We start from the raw sequence: 19,694 nt of genomic DNA on the forward strand, positions 1-19,694 counted from the left end.
CTGATGGACCAGTTTTTCGACACTTTCCTCAACTGGCAGTACATCTGGGAAGTTTTCCCGGACCTGCTCAAGACCGGCCTGCTGAACACCCTGATCCTGTCGGTGGCCGCGGCCGTCATCGGCACTCTGCTCGGCATGGTGCTCGCGGTGATGGGCCTGTCCACGAAACGCTGGCTGCGCTGGCCGGCGCGGGTGTACACGGACATTTTCCGGGGGCTGCCCGCGATCCTGACGATCCTGGTGATCGGCCAGGGCGTCGGCCTGCTCGCCCGCGGTTTGGTGGGCAACAACCCGTACCCGCTGGGCATCGCCGCGCTGAGCCTGATCGCCGCCGCCTACATCGGCGAGATCTTCCGGGCCGGCATCCAGAGCGTCGACAAAGGACAGCTGGAGGCGAGCCGCGCGCTCGGCATGAGCTACACCAAGGCGATGCTGCTGGTGGTGATCCCGCAGGGCGTGCGGCGGGTGCTGCCCGCGCTGGTGAACCAGTTCATCGCGCTGGTGAAGGACTCGACCCTGGTGTACTTCCTCGGTTTCCTTACCTCGCAACGGGAACTGTTCCGGATCGGCCAGGACCTCGCGGCCAACACGGGCAACCTGTCGCCGCTGGTCGCCGCCGGGGTGGTGTACCTGGTGATCACGGTTCCGCTGACGCACCTGGTGAACTACATCGACAAGCGGCTGCAGACCGGTCGGAAGGTGACCACGGAGACCAAGGAAATGATCGCGAGCGGGACGGTATGAGTACAGCGATTCGTTCGTCTTCGGTGGAATTGCGCGACATCCACGTCCGGTTCGGGACGCTGGAAGTGTTGCGCGGGGTCAACCTTAAGGTGCCGAGCGGGAGTACGACGTGTGTGATCGGCCCGTCCGGTTCCGGTAAGTCGACCCTGCTGCGCTGCGTGAACCGCCTGCAGGAACCGGACAGCGGTGATCTGCTGCTGGACGGGGAGAGCGTCATTTCCTCGGATCCGGACGCGTTGCGCCAGCGGGTGGGGATGGTGTTCCAGCACTTCAACCTGTTCGGACATCGAAGCGTGCTGGACAACATCGTGCTCCCGCTGCGCAGCGTGCGCGGTCTGTCCAAAGAGGACGCTGCAGAGGTAGCCCGCGCTAGGTTGGCGGAGGTGGGTCTCGCGGACAAGGCCCCGTACCGCCCGGCCGCGCTGTCCGGCGGCCAGCAACAGCGGGTGGCGATCGCCCGCGCGCTGGCGATGGAACCGGAAGTGATGCTCTTCGACGAGGCGACGAGCGCACTGGACCCGGAACTGGTGAAGGGCGTCCTGGACCTGATGGCGGGGCTGGCTTCCCGTGGCCTGACCTTGATCGTGGTAACCCACGAGATGGGCTTCGCCCGAAGCGTGGCGGACGAGGTCGCGTTCATGGACGAGGGCCGGATCGTGGAACAGGGGACGCCGGAGCAGGTGTTCGAGGCACCGGCTAGCCCTCGGTTGCAGCAGTTCCTGTCACAGGTGCTGTGAGGGGACGGCCGTCCTCGCAGAGAACGAAGCAATCGCCGGCCCGGGCGGCTTCCCAGGAAACCTGAAGCCGCCTGGCCAGCGGCGGGGCTACTCGCTGAGTCGCCTCGTCGATCGGCAGGAGGTGCACGGCCAGGATCTCCGGATCCGTGAGGGTCAGGCGTTCGGTTTCCGCCGCGGAGATTCGCCCGCCGTCGAAAATGAACGCGAGACCTTCCGGCATCCGGCCGTCGTCCGGTGCGTAGTCGATGACCAGCAGCGGGCCGAGCGGGCGGTCGATCCCGATTTCCTCGGCTTGTTCCCGGCGCGCCGTGCGCCAGGGCGGCTCGCCCGCGTCGCATACGCCGCCGGGGATGTCCCAGCTGTCCTTATAGGACGGCTCGACGAGCAGAACGCGCCCGGTTTCGTCGCGCAGCAGGGTGCCTGCCGACATCCGCTTCCGCGGCAGCGAGCGCACATACTCGTCGAACGGCAGCAGCTCCACGAGTTCGCAGAGTACCGGCGTGGCAGCCGTCCGTGCGGGATCGTGCACCCCAGTCCCCTTCGGACCAACAGGTACCGTGAACCCATGGGGACCATCTCGCGGCTCACGTACTACCCGGTCAAAGGCTGCGCCGGCACGACAGTCCAGTCCGCCGACGTGACCCCGGCCGGGCTCGCGCACGACCGCGAGTTCATCGTCACCGCGGCCGACGGCGACTTTCGCAGCCAGCGCCGTTTCCCCGTCATGGCCGCGATCCGCCCCCGCCTGCTGGACGGCGGCAGCCGCCTCGCCTTGTCCGCGCCGGGCGTCGAAGACCTCACCATCGAGGTCCAGAAGGACGGCCGACGGCACCCCGCGTCCACCTTCAACTGGACCGGCGAGGGCGTCCACCAGGGTGCCGATGCCGCTGAGTGGTTTTCCACCGTGGTGGGTCAGCCGTCCGTGCTGCTCGGCGTCACTCCGGAGCATGACCGCGTCACGGGCGGCGAGACTCCCGGTACCGCGCGGTTCGCCGACGGCCATGCGATCCTCGTCATCTCCGAGTCCTCTTTGGACCACCTGAATGAACGCATCGCGCAGCGCGGCGGCGAGCCGGTGCCGATGGACCGGTTCCGGCCCAACCTCGTGATCCGCGGCTGGGCGGAACCGCATGCCGAGGACGCGGTACGCCGGATGGAAGCCGGCGGCGTCGAGTTCGCCTACGCGCAGCTGTGCGTCCGTTGCGCGGTGCCGATGGTCGACCAGGAAACCGGCAAGCGCTCCGGCCCGGAGCCGATCCGGTCGCTCGCGGCGTACCACCGCGACCCGGCCGGGGGCGTCCTCTTCGGCATGAAGGCGGCGGTGACCCGGCCCGGTCAGCTGGCGGTCGGCGACGCGGTGATGGTGCATTCCTCGGCGGGCCCGATCCGCAGCACGGAAGCCGCCGAACCGCCGTTGACCGCGACGGCCAGCTTCCCCGCCGAGTCGGGGTAGACGAGATTCGCGCCGCGCGGCACGTCGGCGAAGGTCCGGCCGATCGCGGCGGACACCGCGACGTGCTCGCTGTGCACCGTCACCTCACCGGTCAAGCCGGTTAGTTCGAGGTCGGCGGGGGTGGCGGCGAGCTGGACGTTGCCGAAGTGGTCGACGGTCAGCACGTCCGACACGAGCTTGCCGGGGAACGCCGCGACCAGCGGTTCTGGCAGGCGCACCAGGTCGTGGATGGCGGGTCCGAAGGAGCCGGGGTGCGCGCCGAGAGCGAGCTTCGCGGCGACGGGGGCGAAGATGTCACGGCCGTGAAAGGTCGCGGACGTCGGCGTACGCACGTCGATCACGTACGACGCGTACACGCCGCCTAGCGCCTCCGCGGCGGGTAAGAGCAGGCCGTTGTCCGGGCCGACCAGGATGCCGTGCGCCGCGACCACGATGATGCCGCGACGCTCGGTGCCGACGCCTGGGTCGACGACAGCCAGGTGTACGGACTTAGGCAGCGACGGCACGGTCTGCGCGAGCACTGCCGCGCCTGAGCGCACCTGTTGCGGCGGGACGAGGTGGGTTACGTCGAGAACGCGTACGTCGGGCGCGATGCCGGCGATGACCCCGTGGCAAGCGGCCACGAAGCCATCGTGCAGCCCGTAGTCGGAGGTGAACGAAATCCAGCGGTAGGCCATGACCTGCATCATCCTCGCGATAGCGGTGCTCGGGTTAGGGTGCAGCAGTGACGACGCTCGCCGATTACCCGAAGATCGCCGCCGGAAAAGTCCGGGACCTGTACGCGGTCGGGGACGACCACCTGCTGCTGGTCACCTCGGACCGCATCTCCGCCTACGACTTCATCCTGGACACGCCCATCCCGGACAAGGGCCGCGTGCTCACGGCGATGAGCGTGTTCTGGTTCGAGCAGCTGTCGGACCTGATCCCGAACCACCTTGTCGCGTACGACGACCCGCGCATCCCCGCCGAGGTACGCGGGCGCGCGCTGCTCGTACGCCGTCTCGACATGCTGCCGGTGGAAGCTGTCGCGCGCGGGTACCTCACGGGGTCCGGGTACTCGGACTATCAGCGTACGGGCGCAGTGTGCGGCGTAGAGCTGCCCGAAGGGCTCGTGGAGGCCTCGAAGCTGCCTTCGCCGATCTTCACGCCCGCGACGAAGGCGGCGTTCGGCGAGCACGACGAGAACGTTTCGTTCGACGCAGTGGTCGCGGCTATCGGCGCGAAGCGCGCGGAGGAGCTACGCGAGGCGACGCTCGCGGTGTACCGCCGTGGCGCGGAAGTGGCGGCGAAGCGCGGAATCCTGCTGGCGGACACGAAGTTCGAGTTCGGCGTGGACGAGACGGGAGCGCTGGTGCTGGCGGACGAAGTGCTGACGCCGGATTCGTCGCGGTACTGGCCGGCGGAGGGGTACGAGCCGGGAAGGGTGCAGCCGTCGTTCGACAAGCAGTACGTGCGAAATTGGCTGACGGGGCCGGAGTCGGGCTGGGACAGGGCGTCGAACGTGCAGCCGCCGCCGTTGCCGAGTGAAGTGGTGGAGGCGACGAGGGGAAGGTACGTGGAGGCGTACGAGAGGATGACGGGGTTGTCGCTGGAGGACTGGCTGTAGCCCGGGGAAGCAGCCGAGGGGCCCAGGGGAGAGAACCCCGAAAACTGTCGGCACCCCCTGACACACTGCAACCATGACCACACCGTACGCAACACCGCGCGCGAGGGCATTGGGCCTGGAGTTACGCGCGGCGCGGGAGAGAAGAAGACTGGGTGTAAGAGAGTTGGCCCGGTTGCTGGGGATGACGCCTGGTTTCGTGACGAACTGGGAAAGAGGACTGCGGCTGCCGAAGCCGGAGGACATCGGAGCGGTACTGGCGCACTGCAGGGTGATCGGGCCGGAGCGCAGGCGAATAGTGGAGATGGCGCGAGGAGCGCGAGAGCAGGACTGGATAGACAACGGAGGAGAAGAGCCGTACCTGGAGTGGGAACGCACGGCGGAGGCAGTGTTCGGCTGGGAGCCGGAAGTGGTGCCGCCGTTGTTGCAGACGAGCGGGTACGCGCGAGCGTTGCTGTCGAGTGCCGCGGGCGCGGTCGAGGACGAGGTGGACGCGAAGGTAGCCGAGAGGCTGTCGCGGCGAGCGGTGTTCGATTCGGGCACGCGGTGTGTGCTGGCGCTGGGGGAAACGGCGCTGCACAAGAAGATCGGCGGCGCGGAGGTGATGGCGGAACAGCTGTGGCACCTGCGCGAGCGGTTGGCGGAAGGCAAGGTCGAGGTGCGAGTGGTCCCGGTGGACCGCCGTCCCGACCTGGGCAGGGCGTTCACGATTTTCGATTTCGCGGACCTGCCGTCGATCGTCCACGAACGGCTGTTGCGGGAAAGCGCGAGCAGTTCGAGCCCGGCGCGGGTGGCGAAGTACCGCGAGGTGGCGGAAACGTTGCTGGAGCTGGCCTTGCCGAAGCCGGAGACGGATGCCCTGCTGGAGTCGGCGCTTCGGAAATTGTCGGTGCCCTGAGGCAGAGTGGGCACTGGCGAAGGGAGCGGCATGAGCCGAGCTTTGGTGTTGGGCGGCGGTGGCGTCGCCGGGATCGCGTGGGCGACCGGTTTGCTCGCCGGGCTGGCGGAAGCCGGCCAGGACCTGACTGACGCCGACCTGCTGATCGGCACGTCAGCGGGCGCGACGGTGGCGGCGCAGCTGGGCAGCGGATTGCCGCTGCCGCAGTTGTACGCGAGGCAAACCGACCCGGCGTTGCAAGCGGCGGAGATCGCGGCCGAGTTCGACCAGGAAAAGTTCGGCGAGGAGTTCGCCGCGGTGCTGTCCGAGGGCAGCACCGCGGCGGAAACCCGCCGAGCGGTGGGGAAATACGCCCTGGTCGCGGAAACCGTGCCGGAACCGCGCCGGCGCGCGGTGATCGAATCCCGCCTGCCGTCCCACGATTGGCCCGAGCGTGCGATGAAAATCATTGCGGTGGAAGCGGAAACCGGCGAAGCGGAGGTATTCGACCGCTCGTCCGGCGTCCCACTGGTCGCCGCGGTGGCGGCTAGCTGCGCGGTGCCGGGCGTCTGGCCGGTAGTGCCGATCAACGGAAAGCGGTACGTCGACGGCGGGGTCCGCTCCTCCGCGAATGCCGACTACGCAACAGGTTTCGCCCAGGTGACAGTGGTCGTCCCGATGGGCGCGACGGAGATATTCCCGACGGAGCGGTCGTTCGATCAGGTACTGGCGGACCTGCGCGCGGCAGGAGCGAAGGTAGCGGTACTGGAACCGGACGAGGCCTCAGTCGCGGCGATCGGCCCGAACCCACTGGACCCAGAAACCCGAACGGCAGCCGCGGCGGCGGGCTTGGCACAAGGCCAACGGGGAGGGGTGGTGTGGAAGTAAGGCTGGTGCACCTGACGACTCGCCGCTGACCCTTGGCGGGCTGTCCCGGGTTCCGGTGCGGGCTCGGTGCTGTGCGGTTTGGCGTTGGTGCGGGAGCTGCGCTTCGTGGCTTTCGTGCTGCGGGGCGGGCATGGTCTGTCGAGGCAGGCTGCTCTGGAGTTCGGGCTCCGCTGGGTCGCTCCGATTCACCGCCACTCAGCCCTCGCCGAGTGTGGCTCGGTGCTGTGCGGTTTGCGTTGGCGCGGGAGCCGCAGTTGGCAGCACTCGTGCTGCGGAGCAGTCTGCTTCGGTTCACCGCCGTTGAGCCACTGCCGAGTGCGGCTCGGTGCCGTGCGGTTTCGTGTGGGTGTGGGTGCCGTGCTTGGCAGCTCTCGTGTTGCGGGGCGGGCCTGGCCTGTCGAAGCAGGCTGCTCCGGAGTCTGGACTCAGCTGGGTCGTCCCGGTTCACCGCTGCTCAGTCACCGCCGGGTTGGGCTCGGTGCTGTGCGAGCCGCATTTGGCAGCTCTCGTGCTCCGGAGCGGGCCTGATCTGTCGAAGCAGGCTGCTCCGGAGTTCGGGCTCCGCTGGGTCGCCCCGATTCACCCCCAGTCAGCCACCGCCAAGTGCGTCTCGGCGGGCGGCGGGTCGTGCGGGCGATCCCGTGCGTGCGGTATCAGCGGGTGAAAGTCAGGCGACCCGGACCAAACCCGGCCCCGCGGAGACTCCCGCGCTGGCACACTGGGCCCGTGCTTCTCCTCATCAGCGGCAGCCTCCGGGCCGGTTCGGTGAACGGGGCTGTGATCGCCACCGCGGCCGGGTTCACGGCGTCCACTGTGTACGGCGGGCTTGCCGGGCTGCCGCATTTCAATCCGGATCGCGATCGGGAGCCGTTGCCTGCTGAGGTCGTGGCGTTGCGGGAGGCGATCGGGGCGGCGGACGGCGTCCTGTTCTGCACCCCGGAGTACGCCGGCGGTCTGCCGGGGTCCTTCAAGAACCTGCTCGACTGGACCATCGGCGGAGGCGAGATGTACGGCAAACCCGTCGCGTGGATCAACGCCTCTTCGGTTGCCGCGCCGACCGGGGGTGCGGACGCGCACGAATCCCTCCGCAAGACGCTCACCTACGCGGGCACCCGCATCGTCGACGACGCATGTGCGCGGATTCCCATTCCCCGCCAGGCCGTCGAGAACGGGGCCCTCATCGACCCTGATCTGCGCGGGCGGGTCGCGGTCGCGGTGCGGCGGCTCGTGGAGGCGGCCAAACCGGTCAACCCGTAAGCGCCCAAGCGAGAGAGAGCTGTCTCACGCCCGGGCAGTACCGCGGCGGGCAGGTCGCGAACCTGTTCCGCGGCAAGGGAGGTGAGCCCGCAGGCTCTGATGCGATGCGGCTGCGGCGGAAATCCCGGAGTTCTCGGGCAATAAAGCCAGCACAGGGTAAGCCGTGAGGCGGAACAACGGATTCCGCCGGACCCTGGCGCGAAAATCGGTGGCCCCGTGGCATTTGCCCGGTTAGCGTCCACAAGAGTGAGTTACGAGCATCCCCTCGCCTACCTCATCGGCATCGAAGGAGCGGCGCTGCTTCGCGCGTTCACCGGCGAGCACGATCGCGAGTTCGTCGAAGCACGTCTGGCCGAGATCCGCGCGCTGCTGGCCGACGAAGACCTGGCTCACGGGGTCGAGGTGACCCAGTTGGACCCCCGAGACGGCTACGCGCGCTGGGCCGCCGCGTACGACTCCGGTGAGAACGCGGCCTTCGCCGACGAACCCCACCTCGCGGCGATCCTCGACGCCATTCCGCCTGGTCGCGCGCTCGACGCCGCCTGCGGTACCGGGCGGCTCACCCGTCTCCTGGTCGAGCGCGGGCACCACGTCGTCGCCGTCGATGGTTCGCCCGAGATGCTCAGCCACGCCAAGGCGGACTCGACCCTCGTCGCTGACCTGCACGAACTCCCGGTCGACGACGGTTCGCAGGACCTAGTCCTCTGCGGCCTCGCGCTGTCGCACGTGCCGGACCTGACGCCGGTGATCGCCGAATTCGCCCGCGTCCTCGCCCCGGGTGGGCATCTCGTCCTTTCCGACGTGCACCCCGAGCAGGTCCAGCGCGGATCGATCCCGTCCGTGCGCACGGTCGACGGCGCTCCGGCCCGGGTGCGCACGAACCACCATCGCGTCGGCGATTATCTGCGCGCCTTTTTCGCCGCGGATCTCGCGCCGGTGAGCTGCCAGGAACCGAAGCCCGCCTCGACCACTCCCCGGCACGTCCCGGGAGGCGGGCCGTGGGATCTCTGGCCGTGGTCGCTGAACGGCCTGGTCCCGGACGCGCTGGCGGCAGCGGCGAAGGACGTGCCGGCGATGCTCATCTGGCACTGCCGCAAAACCGGCTGACCAACCCGGCGGTGACCGGGGCGGAGGTACTGGAATCGCGGTCGCCGGAGGTGCTGGCCTACACCTGGCTGCACGACGGCAAACCGGCTGGTCGCGTGCGGTGGGAAGGGACGGCGGACCCGCTGGACGGCGGGCGGGCGGAGCTGACTCAGACCGGTCCGCCGCGTAAGTCTCACTCGCAGTTCACGGCGCGGTCAGGCGGCCGCCACCCGGCTGCGGCGCAATGGTGGCGTGGATGCTCGCCTGCTGGTCTCGCTGTCCGGGGTCACCACGCGCACGCTGCACCGTTGTGCGCATCTGGCGGCCGAACTCGAACGTCGGAACGTCCCGCTGTCGATCCTGCATGTCGCGCGCACCGAGGACGGACCCGTCACCGCCTGGGTCCGGACGCGCGCCGCGGCGGGCGACTCGGTGCTGCTCAACGGCTACGACCACCGCATCCCGCCGACGCACCGCGCGGTGCACCTGGGGCGTAAGGCCGAGTTCGCCGCGCTACCCGCGCACGAAGCGCGGCTTCGGCTCATCGCCGCGAAGGCCGCGCTCGACGCGACCGGCGTGGCTGTCGACGGCTTCGCGCCGCCGCGTTGGCTCGCGTCTCCCGGCACTGTGCAGGCGCTGCGGGAGCACGGCTTCAAGCTGTGCGCTGACCAAAACGCCGTCCGGGACCTGGTGACCGGCGAGATCCGGCGTGCACGGGTGCAGGACTTCACGAGTCAGTCGCACCGTACGGAGACCGTCCGCTGCTTCGCGCTCGTACTGGCCTCCGCCCGGGCCGCGCGCCGAGGCGGGCTGGTGCGGCTTGGCATCGACGCCGCTGACCTCAGCCGCCCCGGCTTGCGGCAGGCGTTGCTGGACGCGGTGGACGTCGCCCTCGAAAACCGGGCTTTCGGGAGCACCTACGGCTCCCTGCGCCACACCGCTCCCGCCTAGACCTCCGTCGCGACGCCTCGCTCCAGCACCTTCACGTCGGTGCCCTCCGGGGCGAGGTTCTGGAACAGCCCGTAGTGCATCGCCGGGTTGGCCAGCACCGCCTCGTGGATCGGCACCGAACGGCGCGGCGCGACCGCGCGCAGGAAGTCCACGGCTTCGCCCGCCTTCAGCCACGGGGCCCCGGTGGGCAGGCCGAGCACGTCGACCTTCTGCTCGGGCACGAAGAACGAGTCGCCCGGGTGGTAGAACGCGCCGTGGTCGACGAGGTAGCCGATGTTCGGGATCACCGGGATGTCGGCGTGGATCACCGCGTGCTCGCCGCCGACGACCGACACCGCCGTGCCGCCGAACTCGAACGCGTCCCCAGGCCGTGCGACCTCGAACTCCAGGTGCAGCTTCTCGACCGCCTCGGCCGAACCCGGGTCGACGATCAGCTTCGCGTCCGGGTTCGCCTTGAGCAGGTCGGGCAGCCGCTCGACGTCGAGGTGGTCGAAGTGCTGGTGGGTGATCAGCACCGCGGACAGTTCGCGCTCGGCCTCGAAGCCGGTGGAGAACGTGCCCGGGTCGAGCAGAATCCGCTCCGCGGCGGTCTCGAGCAGTACGCAGGAATGTCCGAAATGGACGATCCGCATCAGGTTTTCTCCTTACCAGATTAGTCGGCTCAACCTTACGCTTCGGGCCGGTGCGGCGTCGGCGTCCGGCGAGGACTCCCGGTCGGAGGACTTCCCGCGCCCGCTTCCCGGATGCCATGCTGGCGGGAAGCCCGGGCAACTGTTGGCAGAGAGTCAGCAACCTCGTAGCCTGGGGGTTCACCGAGACGGGGAGACGCCGATGACCGCGGTCCAGCCGAAGCCGACGCCCGTCGGCGAGACGTTCGATTCGCTCAGCCCGGCCACCGACGAGGTCGTCGGCACCTACCCGGTGCACACGGCCGAGCAGGTCGGCGCCGCTGTCGAGCGGGCGAGGGCGGCCGCGGGCTGGTGGGCCGGTCTCGGTTTCGCCGGGCGCGCGGAGCGGCTGCAGCGCTGGAAGGGCGTGCTGACGCGGCGGCTGCCGCAGCTGTGCCAGGTGGTGCGCGACGAGACCGGCAAGCCGATCGCGGACGCCCAGCTCGAGAGCGTGCTGGCGATCGAGCACATCGCCTGGGCGGCGAAGCACGCCCGCAAGGTGCTCGGCAAGCACCGCCGCTCGTCCGGCCTGCTGATGGCCAACCAGGCCGCAACCGTCGAGTACCTCCCGCTCGGAGTGGTCGGCGTGATCGGACCCTGGAACTATCCGGTGTTCACCCCGCTCGGCTCCATCGCGTACGCGCTGGCCGCGGGCAACGCCGTGGTCTTCAAGCCGAGCGAGTACACCCCCGGCGTCGGGAAGTGGCTGGTGGACGCGTTCGCCGAGGTCGTGCCGGAGCAGCCGGTGCTGCAGCTGGTGACCGGGTTCGGGGAGACCGGGGCCGCGCTGGTCGGTTCCGGGGTGGACAAGATCGCGTTCACCGGTTCGGCGGCGACCGGCAAGAAGATCATGGCCGCCGCCGCGGAGACGCTGACTCCGGTGGTGATCGAGGCGGGCGGCAAGGACGCGCTGCTGGTCGACACGGACGCGGACCTGGAAGCGGCGGCTGATGCGACTGTGTGGGGTGCGTTCTCGAACTCCGGCCAGACCTGCATCGGCGTCGAGCGGGTTTACGTGCACGAACGCGTGGCCGAGGAGTTCGTGGCGAAGGTGGTGGAGAAGGCGAAGAACGTGCGCGCGGGTTCGGACGAGGACGCGCAGTACGGCCCGATCACGATGCCCTCGCAGCTGTCGGTGATCCGCCGGCACATCGCCGACGCGCTCGAGCGGGGCGGGAAAGCGCTGGTCGGCGGCGTGGACAGCGTCGGCGACCGGTATGTGCAGCCGACCGTGCTGGTGGACGTGCCGGAGGACTCCGAGGCCGTGCGCGAGGAGACGTTCGGGCCGACGGTGACCATCGCGAAGGTGCGCGACATGGACGAGGCGGTGGAGAAGGCCAACGCGACCAAGTACGGCCTGGGTTCCACGGTGTTTTCGCGGGCGCGGGGCACCGAGCTGGCGTCGCGGCTGCGGGCGGGCATGACCGCGGTGAACGCGCCGCTGTCGTTCGCGGGCATCGCGTCGCTGCCCTTCGGCGGCGTCGGCGATTCCGGGTTCGGGCGGATCCACGGTCCGGAGGGGCTGCGCGAGTTCGCCCGCCCGAAGGCCGTGGCGCGGCAGCGGTTCACCGCGCCGCTCACGCTCACCTCCTTCTCCCGCAAGGAATCCACGGACGCGCTGGTCGCCAAGCTGGTCACCGTCCTGCACGGCAAACGCTGAGGAGAACTGTTGCCCGGCTTCGGCGATTTCCAGCACGAGATCTATTTCGCCGGATTGTCCGGCCGCGTTCCGGACCTGCCGATGGCGTACGCGGAGCTGGAAGCGCGTGCGGCACAGGCACTTCCGCCGTCCGTGCTGTCCTATGTGGCCGGTGGCGCGGGCGACGAGCGGACCCAGCGCGCGAACGTCGAGGCGTTCGCGCGCTGGGGTTTGGTCCCGCGGATGTTCGTCGGCGCGAAGGAACGCGACCTGTCGGTGGACCTGTTCGGGATGAAGCTGCCGTCGCCGTTGTTCCTCGCGCCGGTCGGGGTGATCGGCCTGTGCGCGCAGGACGGCCGCGGCGACCTCGCGACCGCGCGGGCCAGCGCCCGGACGGGCGTGCCGATGGTCGCTTCGACGCTCAGCGTCGACCCGATCGAAACGCTCGTCCCGGAACTGGGCGACACCCCGGGCTTCTTCCAGCTCTACACGCCCACTGACCGGGACCTCGCCGCCTCGCTGGTGCAGCGTGCCGAGGAAGCGGGTTTCCGCGGCATCGTCGTCACGCTCGACACCTGGGTCACCGGATGGCGGCCGCGCGACCTGTCGACCGCGAACTTCCCGCAGCTGCGCGGGCATTGCCTGGCCAACTACTTCACCGACCCGGTGTTCCGGAAGCGGCTCGGCAAGGCGCCGGAGGACGATCCGGCGGCCGCCATCGGACTGTGGGCGCAGCTTTTCGGCAACCCGCTGACCTGGGAAGACCTGCCCTGGCTGCGGTCGCTGACCAAGCTTCCGCTGCTGGTCAAAGGCATCCAGCATCCCGCCGACGCCCGCCGCGCCCTCGACGGCGGGGTCGACGGGATCTACTGCTCGAACCACGGCGGACGGCAGGCCAACGGCGGCCTCCCGGCACTGGACTGCCTGGCCGAAGTCGTCGACGCCGCGGACGGCGCGCCGGTGCTGTTCGACTCCGGCGTGCGCTCCGGAGCCGACGTGGTCAAGGCGCTGGCCTTGGGCGCGACCGCGGTGGGCGTCGGCCGCCCGTATGCCTGGGGCTTGTCTTTGGCTGGTGAGGACGGCGTTGTCCATGTTCTGCGTACCTTGCTCGCTGAAGCTGACCTGATCATGGCTGTCGACGGTTATCCGACCCTGGCGGACCTCACCCGCGAAGCGCTGCGGAGAGTCGGCTAGCCGCTTACGAGGGCAGGAAATACCCCTCGCTCTCGTCCCACGGGAGGTCGAAATCGTCCAGGTGCACGCGCCACTGCGCGTCCGGAACAGCGCGGCGCAGCTCGGTCACCGAACCCAGCAGGTGTTCGAGCACCGGCATCACCCGGTCCGGATCGAACGGCAGCTTGGTTGACCCGGCCACGACCGTGTCCGGTTCGCTGCTGTCCTCTTCGTACAGAAAGAGGGATTCCTCGTCGGGGTAAGGAAAAGCCGACTGCTGGCCGGTGACGATCCGTTCGATCGCCGCGGTCTCGGCCGGAGTGAGCGCGGTCGCCCGGCTCGCGTCGTAGTAGAGGGAAGTGCTCATGGGCTGGAGAGTAGCGACGGGGTCCGACAAAACGGCGAAATATCGACAAACCGTCAGGGATCGTTCTCAGCCATTCGGCTGATCCCCGCTGGCAAACCCCACCCGAACGGCCACTGTGCCCGGGCCATTCAGATGATCAGCGCCAGCGTCCCGGCCGCCAGGCTCGGGTTCCGGATCAAGACCACCGGAACACGAGGTGACTGGGGACAATGGACATCGGCACGTGGTTGCCCGAAAAGGCCAGGCAGATGCCTGCCCTGTCGTTCGCGGTCTGCGCGACCGTGCTCGTCGCGGGCGTAGTAACCGTCGTCGGCAGCTTCGGGCCGGTCGACCTGCAGGTCTACCGGTTCGGCGCGGACGCCGTCCTCCACGGCGGCGACCTCTACGGCACCCTCCCCGCCACCACGTCCGGGTACCCGCTGCCGTTCATCTACCCGCCGTTCGCCGCGATTCTCTTCTCTGCCCTGGCACTTCCCCCGCTGCCCGTCGCGGCTGTCCTGCTGGACCTCATCTCGCTCGCGTCGCTCTGGGCGGTCCTGTACGCGGCGGTGCGCCGCCTGTGGCAGTCCTGGAACCGCCGCACCGCAGTCATTACCGCGTCCGGGCTCACCGTTACGGCACTTGCCTTCGAACCCGTGCGCTCGACTATCTCCTTTGGACAGATCAACCTCGTCCTGATGGCCCTGGTCGCGGTCGACTGCCTCGCGCCCAACCCGCGCTGGCCGCGTGGCGTGCTGGTCGGCCTGGCCGCCGCGATCAAGGTGACGCCCGCCGGTTTCCTGCTGTTCTTCCTGCTCACCAAGGATTTCCGCGCCGCTCGCAACGCACTCTTCGCCGGTGCCGGAGCCACCTTGCTCGGCTTCCTGGTCGCCCCGCGCGCGTCCGCCGAGTACTTCTTCGGCGGCGGCCTCACCGGTGCCGGCGGCCTCAGCGGCTCGCCCTATGCGACCAACCAGACCATCGAAGGCGCGCTCAACCGCCTAGACCTGCCGCCATACGCCCACGACCTGCTGTGGCTGACGCTGTCCGCCTTCGTCCTGACCGCCGCGGTAATCATCATGCGCCGCGTCGACGGCCCGCTCGTCTTCGTGGTCAACGCGACGGCGGTGCTGGTCCTGTCGCCGATTTCCTGGTCGCACCACTGGGTTTGGGTCGCCCCCGCGGCGCTCATCCTCGCCGCCCGGGTCCGTACGCCGCGCGCCGCCGCAGTGTTGCTCGCGGGTGTCGCGGTCTTCATCGCCGCGCCACACGCTTTCCTTCCATCGAGCGAAATGCGCGAACTCGCGTGGGCCCCGTGGCAACACCTGATCGGCGACTCGTACCTGCTGCTCGCCCTAGGTTTCCTCTCGTGGCAACTCGCGGTGCAGTTCGCCCGGGTACCCGTGCTGGAACGGGTCCGTTAAGCAGACCACGCCAGTGTCACCAGATCCCGGCCGGAAGACCCGAGATCTGGTGGCATTTCCGGGTCTACGCCCAGTTCCAGCAAGGCGTGTTCGACCTCCGCGGCCGCGCCGGCAGGCAAGCACAACCGCCGCCGGACGACGTCCACCATGGTCGAGAATTCCGCGTACTCCGGCTCCGGCGGACGCTGCCATTCCACGACTTCCGGCTCGATCCCCACTTCGGCGAGCGCGGCGAGACAGTCCTCGGCAGTCGGCCCATTCGGCCGCTCGATGCCGTGAAACCGTTGCCACAGCGGGTTAAGCTCAGTCAACGGATGCCGCGCGGCAGTCTCGACCACTACCCGACGTCGTGCCGCCGCGGTGAGCGCCGCGGCGAACGGAGCCAGGTCGGGGACGTTGTAGACCACGTTCCCGCACACCACGACATCGGCCACGCCCGCCTCGTCGGCGAGATCGGGCCACCGACCGGACAACAGCCGATGCTCCACCCCCGCGGCCCGCTCGGCGAACGCAGCGAGCAACTCGTCGTCGGTGTCGACCGCCGTCACCGCGGTAACGTTCGCGCGGCCGACCAGGGGGAGACTCGCCGCCCCGGCCGCCGCGCCGATGTCGAGCACTGTGCCCGGTCCCCGCAACGCCTCGGCGGCCAGCCGGTGAGTCGCGCCGATCGGCTGCGCGATCTGCCGATCGGCCCGCCGGAGGAACACCTCGCGCGGAAGGACCCACGGCGATTCCGGAGGATGCACGGTGTCCGGAATCGCCCAGGCGGCAAGGAGTTCTCGCCAGGTGGAGAGAGCGGTCATCGAGCCCGAATCAAATCCGCCGCCTTCTCCGCCACCATGATCGTCGGCGCGTTCGTATTCCCGCGCGGCACCACCGGCATCACCGAAGCGTCCACCACCCGCAGTCCGGTAACCCCGCGTACCTTCAACTCCGGGTCCACCACCGCGTGCTCGCCGTTGCCCATCGCGCACGTGCCGACCGGGTGGTACAGCGTCTGCGTGTTCTCCCGGACATGCTCCGTCAACGCCTCGTCCGACAGTTCGTGCGTCGCCGGCAGGAACGGTCGGTCCAGGAACTTCGCCAGCGGACCCGACCGGCCGATCTCGATCAGTGAGCGCAGTGCCGACTTCACCGTCTCCAGGTCGATCGGCTCCGCGTAATAAGCCGGGTCGATTTCCGGCTTCCACAGCGGATTCGCCGACTTCAGCCGCAGCCGGCCGCGGCTCGCGACGTCGACCAGCGTGGCCGCGGACGTGAATCCAGGGCAGGTCGGTTCGCGCATTCCGTTGTCGTAGAACAACGTCGGGGCCACGTGGATCTGCATGTCCGGCGCGGCCAGCCCGTCGCGGGTCGCGTAGAACGCGCCGGCCTCGCCGATGTTCGACGCGAGCGGGCCGCGTTTGGTCAGCTGGTAGCGGATCAGTCCGGCGGGCGTCGCGGAGTCCGCGATGTCGGTCGTGCCCTTCGTGGACCAGATCACGCCGACCGCCGGGTGGTCGTGCAGGTTGGCGCCGACCCCGGGCAGCGCGGCGACCACGTCGATGCCCAGTTCGCGCAGATGCTCGGCCGGTCCGACGCCGGACAGCATCAGCAGCTGCGGCGAGTTGATCGCGCCTCCGGACAGCAGCACTTCCGCGTCCGCCCGGACGGTCGTCGGCACGCCCTTGTCCAAATAGGACACTCCGACCGCGCGGGTTCCTTCGAACACCACCTGGGTGACCTGCGCGTTCGTCCGCACCGTCAGGTTCGGCCGCGACAAGGCGGGCCGCAGGTAGGCGTCCGCGGTGGACCAGCGGCGGCCGCGTTTGCAGGTGACCTGGTAGAGCCCGGCGCCCTCCTGCGACTCGCCGTTGAAATCGTCGGTGTGCTTGAGCCCCCACGTGACCGCGCTGTCCACCCACGCGTGCGACAGCTCGTGGGTGAACCGCCGGTCCTCGACGTGCAGCGGGCCGTCCGTGCCGTGCAGCGGGCCGCCGAAGCGCTGGTTGCCCTCGGCGCGCTTGAAGTACGGCAGCACGTCGTCCCAGCCCCACCCGGCGGCTCCGTGCGCATCGCGCCAGCCGTCGTAGTCGGCGCGGTTGCCGCGGATGTAGATCATCGCGTTGATCGACGAGCAGCCGCCGAGCATCCGGCCGCGCGGCCAGTACGCCGTCTTGCCGGTGTGCTTCTGCTCGACGGTCTCGTAGTTCCAGTCCCACTTCGTCTTGAACAGCGACGCGAACGCCGCCGGGATCCGGACCTCGTCCGCGGTGTCCTCGCCGCCCGCCTCGAGCAGCAGCACCCGCGCGGACGGGTCCTCGCTCAGCCGGTTCGCCAGCACGCAGCCCGCGCTGCCCGCGCCGACGATCACGTAGTCGAAGGAGTCCTGCTCTGGCACGCTGCCTCCCGGTGGTGTTGACACCCTGTCAACGACACATCATGGCGCAGGTCACGCTACGCGCAACTCCCCGGAAAACCGATCAGTCAGAAGTGGGGTCGAAGGAGGTGACGCACGCGCCGTCCACCGCGTGGTCGTCGGTTTCCACCCGGCCCTCCTTGGCGACGCCGTCGAGCTTGGCGTCGACGTGCACGATGGTCCGGCCCGCGGTCCGCAGCACGTCCGTCTTCCGCACGGCCAGCTGCGTTTCGCCGTAGATCCACTGCTGGGTGCCGTCGCGGGTGGTGTCCGGCGCGTCCCGGCACATCACCGACAGCGCCGCCGGGATGTCGCGGGCGTTGACCGCGTCGATGAACTTGATCGCGGCGTCCGTGCCGTCCTTCACCTGGGGCCGCGGCTTCGGCTCGGTCGACACGCTGGCCAGCGGGGCGGGTTCGCCGTCGGCCTTGGCGTCGCGCACGCACCAGCCGTTGCCGTCCGGGATGAGCGCGATGCCGTAGGCGAGGTTGCTCGCGGTGACCGTGGCCGCGCGTTCCTGCTGACCGGTCGGATGCACCGGATTGCTGATCTTCGCCTCGCCCTTCGCGCTCCGGAAGAAGTCGTCGGCGGGGTAGGACCGCTTCGACCGGATCTTGCACCACAGCTGGTCCAGCCCGGTCTGCTCGGTGATCGAGTTCGCGACCGACTGGGCCAGCTGCTCCGGCGTCCCCCGCGACGTCGTGTCCAGCTTCTCCGTGAAGAACCCGGGCGTCACCCAGCCGGTGAACGCGACCGCGCCGCCGAGCACGACGACCGCCGCGCCGAGGGAGATCCACAACCCGGCCTTCGACTTCTTCTCCGGAGGCGGCGGCGGGTACTGGCCGAACTGCGGCGGATACGGCTGCTGGAACTGCCCCTGCTGAGGCCCGCGCGGCGGAAACGGACCCTGCTGCGGGTACGGGCCTTGCGGCGGGTGGTTCATGTCTCCCCCTCGATACCGGACTGTCTGCCGGTCAGGCTAGTGAAGTACGCTTCAACCGCACCCACGACCTGCAGAAATAAGGAGCAGCCAGCCGTGGCTCGAGTCGTTGTCGACGTCATGCCCAAACCCGAGATCCTCGACCCGCAGGGCCAGGCGGTGGCGCGCGCGCTGCCGCGGCTGGGCTTTTCCGGGGTCTCCGACGTGCGTCAGGGACGGCACTTCGAACTCGAGGTCGACGACGACGTCGACGACGAGACGCTGGCCAAGATGGCCGAGGGCTTCCTCGCCAACCCGGTGATCGAGCAGTGGACGATCCGGCGGGTGGACGCGTGAGCGCCCGCATCGGCGTCATCACCTTCCCCGGCACGCTCGACGACGGCGACGCCGCCCGCGCGGTCCGCTACGCCGAGGCCGAGGCGGTTTCGCTCTGGCACGCCGACGACGACCTGAAGGGCGTCGACGCGGTCGTCGTCCCCGGCGGCTTCTCCTACGGCGACTACCTGCGCGCCGGCGTGATCGCCCGCTACGCGCCGGTGATGTCGTCGGTCATCGACGCGGCCCGCAAGGGCATGCCGGTGCTCGGCATCTGCAATGGCTTCCAGATCTTGTGCGAGGCCGGACTGCTTCCCGGCGCGATGATCCGCAACGTCGGCCTGCACTTCGTGTGCCGTGACCAGTGGCTGCGCGTGGACAACAACACCACCGCGTGGACCACGCGTTACGAGGCGGGCGCGGAAATCCTGATCCCGCTCAAGAACAACGACGGCTGCTACGTCGCCGATCAGTCCACTGTGGACATGCTGGAGGCGGAGGGCCGGGTGGCGTTCCGCTACGTCGGCGGCAACCCGAACGGCTCCCGCAACGACATCGCGGGCGTCACCAGCGAGAACGGCCGCGTGGTCGGTCTCATGCCGCACCCCGAGCACGCGATCGACGCGCTCACCGGCCCGTCCGACGACGGCCTCGGCATGTTCTACAGCGCGGTCGACGCGCTCGTGAAAGCCTGATCAGCGCCGAAAAGGGGGCCCTGGGAAATCCCGGGGCCCCTTTTCGCGTTACTTGCTGTGGTCGCTGGAGAGCCAGCGTTCGGTGCGCACCCGCACCAGCACCGAGGTCTCCTTGAGCGAACCCTCGACGAACTTCCGCGCCTCGGCCTCCGGCGCGTACCGGGAGGCGATGGCGAGCGCCTGCTCCTCGGTCGGAGCCGAGGACCGGTCCACGACCGGGCCGGACACCGTGACGTACTTGTACGGCTGGGTCTCCTGCTGCACCGTGAGGCTCAGCTGGCCCGCCGCCTCGATCGCGCGGTCCTTCGCCGAGCCGCGGTCCATCCAGATCAGCAGTTCGCCGCCGGGCTCGTAGTCGTACCAGACCGGCACGGCGAGCGGAGCCGCGCCTTCCCTGCCGATCGACAGCACGCCCACGCGCTCCTCGGCGAGGAATTTCTCTCGTTCATCTACCGTCATGACTGCCATCCGGCACCACCCCCAAGCTAGGAAGATCAGGT

General features: G+C 69.3%; 22 protein-coding genes. 14 read left to right on the forward strand and 8 right to left on the reverse strand.

Annotated features, from left to right (window positions below; genetic code table 11):
• The first annotated feature begins 3 nt into the window (after positions 1–3).
• Positions 4–744, forward strand: a complete 741-nt coding sequence (locus F9C11_RS08390) for an amino acid ABC transporter permease (RefSeq protein ID WP_409184319.1) — start codon at positions 4–6, stop codon at positions 742–744.
• Positions 741–1,481 carry an amino acid ABC transporter ATP-binding protein gene (locus F9C11_RS08395; protein WP_409184320.1) on the forward strand — a complete coding sequence of 247 codons (741 nt, stop codon included), beginning with the start codon at positions 741–743 and terminating at the stop codon, positions 1,479–1,481. Before F9C11_RS08390 ends, F9C11_RS08395 begins: the two co-directional genes overlap by 4 nt.
• Here the strand turns inward: F9C11_RS08395 and F9C11_RS08400 are convergent.
• Positions 1,441–1,962 (reverse strand): NUDIX domain-containing protein, encoded by a 522-nt coding sequence (locus F9C11_RS08400; protein ID WP_409186846.1) that lies wholly within the window; start codon positions 1,960–1,962, stop codon positions 1,441–1,443. The genes F9C11_RS08395 and F9C11_RS08400 overlap by 41 nt on opposite strands.
• Before the next feature lie 84 nt (positions 1,963–2,046).
• On the opposite strand from F9C11_RS08400, the gene F9C11_RS08405 reads away from it, so the two are divergent.
• The gene (locus F9C11_RS08405) at positions 2,047–2,934 is read left to right on the forward strand and encodes an MOSC domain-containing protein (protein ID WP_409184321.1); all 888 of its coding nucleotides are present in this window, start codon (positions 2,047–2,049) and stop codon (positions 2,932–2,934) included.
• Here F9C11_RS08405 and F9C11_RS08410 read toward each other — a convergent pair.
• Entirely contained in the window at positions 2,817–3,611 is a 795-nt protein-coding gene (locus F9C11_RS08410) for an S-adenosyl-l-methionine hydroxide adenosyltransferase family protein (RefSeq protein WP_409184322.1), read from the reverse strand. The two genes, F9C11_RS08405 and F9C11_RS08410, sit on opposite strands and share 118 nt — an antisense overlap.
• A 47-nt stretch (positions 3,612–3,658) precedes the next feature.
• Here F9C11_RS08410 and F9C11_RS08415 point away from each other — a divergent pair, with 47 nt between their 5' ends.
• The 6 genes from F9C11_RS08415 to F9C11_RS08440 all read left to right on the forward strand — a co-directional run bounded on the left by F9C11_RS08415 (position 3,659) and on the right by F9C11_RS08440 (position 9,596).
• Positions 3,659–4,540, forward strand: coding sequence for a phosphoribosylaminoimidazolesuccinocarboxamide synthase (locus F9C11_RS08415; RefSeq protein WP_409184323.1), 882 nt, complete (start codon positions 3,659–3,661; stop codon positions 4,538–4,540).
• 73 nt (positions 4,541–4,613) lie between these two features.
• Positions 4,614–5,435: a helix-turn-helix domain-containing protein gene (locus F9C11_RS08420; protein WP_409184324.1), complete on the forward strand. Its 822-nt coding sequence runs from the start codon at positions 4,614–4,616 to the stop codon at positions 5,433–5,435.
• Between the two features lie 30 nt (positions 5,436–5,465).
• Positions 5,466–6,302, forward strand: coding sequence for a patatin-like phospholipase family protein (locus tag F9C11_RS08425; protein WP_409184325.1), 837 nt, complete (start codon positions 5,466–5,468; stop codon positions 6,300–6,302).
• 738 nt (positions 6,303–7,040) lie between these two features.
• Complete coding sequence (locus F9C11_RS08430; RefSeq protein ID WP_409186847.1) at positions 7,041–7,559, forward strand: NADPH-dependent FMN reductase; 519 nt, start codon at positions 7,041–7,043, stop codon at positions 7,557–7,559.
• A gap of 246 nt (positions 7,560–7,805) precedes the next feature.
• Positions 7,806–8,666 carry a class I SAM-dependent methyltransferase gene (locus F9C11_RS08435; RefSeq protein WP_409184326.1) on the forward strand — a complete coding sequence of 287 codons (861 nt, stop codon included), beginning with the start codon at positions 7,806–7,808 and terminating at the stop codon, positions 8,664–8,666.
• Positions 8,667–8,897: 231 nt separating this feature from the next.
• The gene (locus F9C11_RS08440) at positions 8,898–9,596 is read left to right on the forward strand and encodes a DUF2334 domain-containing protein (protein ID WP_409184327.1); all 699 of its coding nucleotides are present in this window, start codon (positions 8,898–8,900) and stop codon (positions 9,594–9,596) included.
• Here F9C11_RS08440 and F9C11_RS08445 read toward each other — a convergent pair.
• Positions 9,593–10,228, reverse strand: coding sequence for an MBL fold metallo-hydrolase (locus tag F9C11_RS08445; protein WP_409184328.1), 636 nt, complete (start codon positions 10,226–10,228; stop codon positions 9,593–9,595). The genes F9C11_RS08440 and F9C11_RS08445 overlap by 4 nt on opposite strands.
• A gap of 199 nt (positions 10,229–10,427) precedes the next feature.
• Here F9C11_RS08445 and F9C11_RS08450 point away from each other — a divergent pair, with 199 nt between their 5' ends.
• Both F9C11_RS08450 and F9C11_RS08455 read left to right on the forward strand, forming a co-directional pair.
• Positions 10,428–11,924, forward strand: coding sequence for an aldehyde dehydrogenase family protein (locus F9C11_RS08450; protein ID WP_409184329.1), 1,497 nt, complete (start codon positions 10,428–10,430; stop codon positions 11,922–11,924).
• A gap of 9 nt (positions 11,925–11,933) precedes the next feature.
• On the forward strand, positions 11,934–13,097 hold the full coding sequence (locus F9C11_RS08455; RefSeq protein ID WP_409184330.1) for an alpha-hydroxy-acid oxidizing protein: 1,164 nt from the start codon (positions 11,934–11,936) through the stop codon (positions 13,095–13,097).
• A 4-nt stretch (positions 13,098–13,101) separates the two neighbouring features.
• Here the strand turns inward: F9C11_RS08455 and F9C11_RS08460 are convergent, their stop codons facing one another.
• Positions 13,102–13,443 carry a hypothetical protein gene (locus tag F9C11_RS08460; protein WP_409184331.1) on the reverse strand — a complete coding sequence of 114 codons (342 nt, stop codon included), beginning with the start codon at positions 13,441–13,443 and terminating at the stop codon, positions 13,102–13,104.
• Positions 13,444–13,652: 209 nt separating this feature from the next.
• Here F9C11_RS08460 and F9C11_RS08465 point away from each other — a divergent pair, with 209 nt between their 5' ends.
• Positions 13,653–14,846 (forward strand): glycosyltransferase 87 family protein, encoded by a 1,194-nt coding sequence (locus F9C11_RS08465; protein ID WP_409184332.1) that lies wholly within the window; start codon positions 13,653–13,655, stop codon positions 14,844–14,846.
• Here F9C11_RS08465 and F9C11_RS08470 read toward each other — a convergent pair.
• The 3 genes from F9C11_RS08470 to F9C11_RS08480 all read right to left on the reverse strand — a co-directional run bounded on the left by F9C11_RS08470 (position 14,843) and on the right by F9C11_RS08480 (position 18,187).
• Complete coding sequence (locus F9C11_RS08470; protein WP_409184333.1) at positions 14,843–15,649, reverse strand: class I SAM-dependent methyltransferase; 807 nt, start codon at positions 15,647–15,649, stop codon at positions 14,843–14,845. The genes F9C11_RS08465 and F9C11_RS08470 overlap by 4 nt on opposite strands.
• Positions 15,646–17,226 carry a GMC family oxidoreductase gene (locus tag F9C11_RS08475; protein WP_409184334.1) on the reverse strand — a complete coding sequence of 527 codons (1,581 nt, stop codon included), beginning with the start codon at positions 17,224–17,226 and terminating at the stop codon, positions 15,646–15,648. The genes F9C11_RS08470 and F9C11_RS08475 overlap by 4 nt, the downstream gene beginning before the upstream one ends.
• Before the next feature lie 82 nt (positions 17,227–17,308).
• Entirely contained in the window at positions 17,309–18,187 is an 879-nt protein-coding gene (locus F9C11_RS08480) for a hypothetical protein (RefSeq protein WP_409184335.1), read from the reverse strand.
• A gap of 93 nt (positions 18,188–18,280) precedes the next feature.
• Between F9C11_RS08480 and purS the strand changes: the two genes are divergently transcribed.
• Both purS and purQ read left to right on the forward strand, forming a co-directional pair.
• Positions 18,281–18,520, forward strand: a complete 240-nt coding sequence (gene purS, locus F9C11_RS08485; RefSeq protein WP_409184336.1) for a phosphoribosylformylglycinamidine synthase subunit PurS — start codon at positions 18,281–18,283, stop codon at positions 18,518–18,520.
• Complete coding sequence (gene purQ, locus F9C11_RS08490) at positions 18,517–19,194, forward strand: phosphoribosylformylglycinamidine synthase subunit PurQ (RefSeq protein ID WP_409184337.1); 678 nt, start codon at positions 18,517–18,519, stop codon at positions 19,192–19,194. The genes purS and purQ overlap by 4 nt, the downstream gene beginning before the upstream one ends.
• Positions 19,195–19,242: 48 nt before the next feature.
• Here purQ and F9C11_RS08495 read toward each other — a convergent pair whose 3' ends face one another.
• The gene (locus tag F9C11_RS08495) at positions 19,243–19,662 is read right to left on the reverse strand and encodes a pyridoxamine 5'-phosphate oxidase family protein (protein WP_009084795.1); all 420 of its coding nucleotides are present in this window, start codon (positions 19,660–19,662) and stop codon (positions 19,243–19,245) included.
• Between the last annotated feature and the right edge of the window lie 32 nt (positions 19,663–19,694).

The sequence above is a fragment of the Amycolatopsis sp. VS8301801F10 genome, assembly GCF_046195355.1.
Lineage (GTDB): Bacteria > Actinomycetota > Actinomycetes > Mycobacteriales > Pseudonocardiaceae > Amycolatopsis.

Excerpts from the sequence above, each read along its gene's own strand:
- F9C11_RS08390 (WP_409184319.1), top strand. The coding sequence starts at position 4 with ATGGACCAGTTTTTCGACACTTTCCTCAACTGGCAGTACATCTGGGAA.
- F9C11_RS08395 (WP_409184320.1), top strand. The coding sequence starts at position 741 with ATGAGTACAGCGATTCGTTCGTCTTCGGTGGAATTGCGCGACATCCAC.
- F9C11_RS08405 (WP_409184321.1), top strand. The coding sequence starts at position 2,047 with ATGGGGACCATCTCGCGGCTCACGTACTACCCGGTCAAAGGCTGCGCC.
- F9C11_RS08410 (WP_409184322.1), bottom strand. The coding sequence starts at position 3,611 with ATGGCCTACCGCTGGATTTCGTTCACCTCCGACTACGGGCTGCACGAT.
- F9C11_RS08420 (WP_409184324.1), top strand. The coding sequence starts at position 4,614 with ATGACCACACCGTACGCAACACCGCGCGCGAGGGCATTGGGCCTGGAG.
- F9C11_RS08425 (WP_409184325.1), top strand. The coding sequence starts at position 5,466 with ATGAGCCGAGCTTTGGTGTTGGGCGGCGGTGGCGTCGCCGGGATCGCG.
- F9C11_RS08445 (WP_409184328.1), bottom strand. The coding sequence starts at position 10,228 with ATGCGGATCGTCCATTTCGGACATTCCTGCGTACTGCTCGAGACCGCC.
- F9C11_RS08450 (WP_409184329.1), top strand. The coding sequence starts at position 10,428 with ATGACCGCGGTCCAGCCGAAGCCGACGCCCGTCGGCGAGACGTTCGAT.
- F9C11_RS08460 (WP_409184331.1), bottom strand. The coding sequence starts at position 13,443 with ATGAGCACTTCCCTCTACTACGACGCGAGCCGGGCGACCGCGCTCACT.
- F9C11_RS08465 (WP_409184332.1), top strand. The coding sequence starts at position 13,653 with ATGGACATCGGCACGTGGTTGCCCGAAAAGGCCAGGCAGATGCCTGCC.
- F9C11_RS08470 (WP_409184333.1), bottom strand. The coding sequence starts at position 15,649 with ATGACCGCTCTCTCCACCTGGCGAGAACTCCTTGCCGCCTGGGCGATT.
- F9C11_RS08480 (WP_409184335.1), bottom strand. The coding sequence starts at position 18,187 with ATGAACCACCCGCCGCAAGGCCCGTACCCGCAGCAGGGTCCGTTTCCG.
- F9C11_RS08495 (WP_009084795.1), bottom strand. The coding sequence starts at position 19,662 with ATGGCAGTCATGACGGTAGATGAACGAGAGAAATTCCTCGCCGAGGAG.